The organism is Paenibacillus forsythiae T98, from assembly GCF_000520735.1.
GTDB lineage: Bacteria > Bacillota > Bacilli > Paenibacillales > Paenibacillaceae > Paenibacillus_AQ > Paenibacillus_AQ forsythiae.
Genome location: NZ_ASSC01000045.1, coordinates 1 through 2706 on the forward strand (window position 1 = coordinate 1; position 2706 = coordinate 2706).

General features: G+C 56.6%; 3 protein-coding genes. 2 read left to right on the plus strand and 1 reads right to left on the minus strand.

Going from position 1 to position 2706, the window contains the following annotated elements; translation table 11 throughout:
• Positions 1 to 420 (minus strand): IclR family transcriptional regulator (locus L692_RS0101760; protein WP_025696648.1); only part of this gene is annotated, 420 nt, incomplete at its 3' end.
• A 268-nt stretch (positions 421 to 688) separates the two neighbouring features.
• On the opposite strand from L692_RS0101760, the gene L692_RS0101765 reads away from it, so the two are divergent.
• Positions 689 to 1720 (plus strand): alpha/beta hydrolase, encoded by a 1032-nt coding sequence (locus tag L692_RS0101765; RefSeq protein WP_025696649.1) that lies wholly within the window; start codon positions 689 to 691, stop codon positions 1718 to 1720.
• A 70-nt stretch (positions 1721 to 1790) separates the two neighbouring features.
• On the plus strand, positions 1791 to 2706 hold a 916-nt coding region (locus L692_RS0101770; protein ID WP_025696650.1), incomplete at its 3' end, for a DUF2935 domain-containing protein.

A 2706-nucleotide genomic window follows, 5' to 3' on the forward strand; every position in this document is an offset into this window, starting at 1 on the left:
GACGGACAGCGGCAGCCTGGCGCCAATCGGCGCCACGCGCCGGATGGCCTGGTTGCTCTGCACCGCCTGGATACGCACCCGTTCAAGTCCGTCCCGGAGGTACAGGCTGACCGTCTCGCCCAACCGGTCGCGCAGCCGCTCCATCGCGGGCAGCAGCAGCGTCCCCGGGTGCTCCGCGACCGGAAGATGGGTCGACAGCTCCCAGATCCGGATGCCGAGCCTGTATTTCTCCGTAGCCGGGTTGCGGGTGATGAAGCCTCTATCCTCAAGCGTCGCCAACAGCCGATGCACCGTGCTCTTGTGAAGGCCGATGCCTCCGGCAATCTCGGTCAGGCTCAGATCGCTGTCTCTTGTAAAGCACAACAGAATATCGAGCGCACGCTCCACGGCGCGCACCGTCAGTTTACGGTCGTCATCCACGGCTCTCTTCCTTTCACGTTTCACTAAATGAAACATGGTTACATATTTTCAGTCATTTATATCTTAGCAAAAGTCTGTAAAAAGTCCAGCCTATTCGGTCCGCAGCAGAGAGCGGGCGCCACTTTACGACATTTTACGGCACTTTACATTTGCATTACAAAAGGCTCCGATTCGTTGACTTTGCGGTAACATCCCCATACGATAGATTAAAAGTGCAAACGAATTCACTTATCCAAAAATACTCGCAAAACTTTTAGGAGGGGACCTTATGGATCTTACACATCCGCGAACCGGACAGGTGGTCTCCCCAAGGCCGAAAGACCGTCCGTCCGGCACAACACCGCAGCTGTCGCTGCGAAAGCTGCGCATCAAGCATGTGATTGTAGCGCTGCTGCTGTCCGTTTTCTTTTTTCTCGCGTTCTGCTTTATCGCGCTGCATGCTTATATTACCTGGGTGCTGTCCAATCCGACGGTGGCTCCGCTGTTCTCCAATCCGGCATTGTCCAAAGGTCTGAAATACGAGGACGTGACCTTTCCGGCGAGCGACGGCAGCCGCAACATCCAGGGCTGGTATATTCCTTCCGGGAACTCGGCCAAGACGATCGTTTTCAGCCACGGCTATGGGGCCAACCGCGAGGAGTCCTGGGTTCCGATGTACGATCTCGCCCATTTTGCGCACCGCCTGAATTTTAATGTCATTATGTTCGACTACGGCTTTGCTTCCCACAGCAACAAAGATGTGGCAACCGGCGGCAAAAAAGAGTCCCGAGAACTGCTCGGAGCCATTCAGCTGGCGAAGCAACGCGGAGCAAAAGAGATCGTTGTGTGGGGCTTCTCGATGGGCGCGGGCACCGCTCTGCAGACAGGGCTGATGACCAAGGATGTGGACGCGATGATTCTCGACAGCACCTTCCTGCTGGAGCCGGATACGCTGTACCACAACATCAGGCAAAATATCGATCTTCCGCGCCATCCTTCCCTTGAGATTATGGAAATGCTCTTCCCGGTCCTGAACGGTACAGGTCTGAATCAGATTCCTTATAGCGAGGTAAAGCACGAAGACTACCCTTATCCGACTCTGTTCATACATGGCACACAGGATGATAAGGCGCCTTATCCGATCGCCGAGAAGCTGGCGGCCAACCAAACCAATCCGTATTCCGACTCCTGGATTGTGGAAGGCTCCCATCATGAGCTGCTGTTCCGCGAGCATCCTCGCGAATACCTGCGCCGTGTCTCCGCTTTCCTGAGCAATGTTCCGCTGGCCAAGGCCGCCGGGCAGAAACAGCAAACCAACTAACGCCTCACATAGTACAACCCTCTCCGCTCATACCCTATAGGGAATTCATATTACGGGAGGGCTGTACGCCATGCTGTATAAATATGGGCCACCGTCTTCGGTGCGAATATTGGAGGAAATCAGATTCTGGAAAAATCAGGAGAAGGACAACGCCGCGCTTGTCAAACTCGCTGTTCCCGAACTGAAAGCCCCCTTTGTAAAGCTGATGGATGAATGGGCCGCTGTCTTCGCCGCGTCGGAGAACGCCGCCCGGAGTCTGCTGGAAAGAGCGCAATCCCCGGGGACGGGGGGCGACGCCGATCCAGCCGAGGTTGAACGTCTGGCGGAAGCTGCCCGCGAGCAGTCCCGGGAATTTATCCGCCACCTGAATGCCATTCAAGAGCAGAGTCCTGAGCTAAGGGGAGCCGCCGCCGACACCTACCTCACGCATGTTATCCGGGAGACAGAATATTTCCTCGGCATTCTGAAAGAGCCGGGGTATTCCGGCACGTCCAACCGGACGGCCCGGGACGCTTCCGGCATTCCTTCTGAAGAAGCGTCATCCGGAGCTTCGCTCTCCGGCCCGGTCAACAGGGAAGCGGCGGCCCCCGACCTCAGGGAACCGGCTTCCGTGCCGATTGGAGGGCACAAGCTTCCGCCGCTGCCGTATCCCTATAACGCCCTTGAACCCTATATTGATGAAAAGACGATGCGAATCCATCATGACAAGCACCATCAGAGCTATGTGGACGGCTTGAACAAAGCGGAGAAAAAGCTGGCGGACGCCCGAAAGAGCGGAGATTTCGATCTGGTCAAGCACTGGGAGCGGGAGCTTGCCTTTAACGGGGCCGGCCATTACCTGCACACGATATTCTGGGACGAAATGTCCCCCCATGGCGGAGGCCGTCCTACAGGAGCTCTCCTCGCGGCGATAGAGCGGGACTTCGGGAGTTACAACGCCTTCAAGAAGCAGTTCAGCGAAGCCGCCGAGAAAGTGGAGGGCGGCG

Excerpts from the sequence above, each read along its gene's own strand:
- L692_RS0101765 (WP_025696649.1), top strand. The coding sequence starts at position 689 with ATGGATCTTACACATCCGCGAACCGGACAGGTGGTCTCCCCAAGGCCG.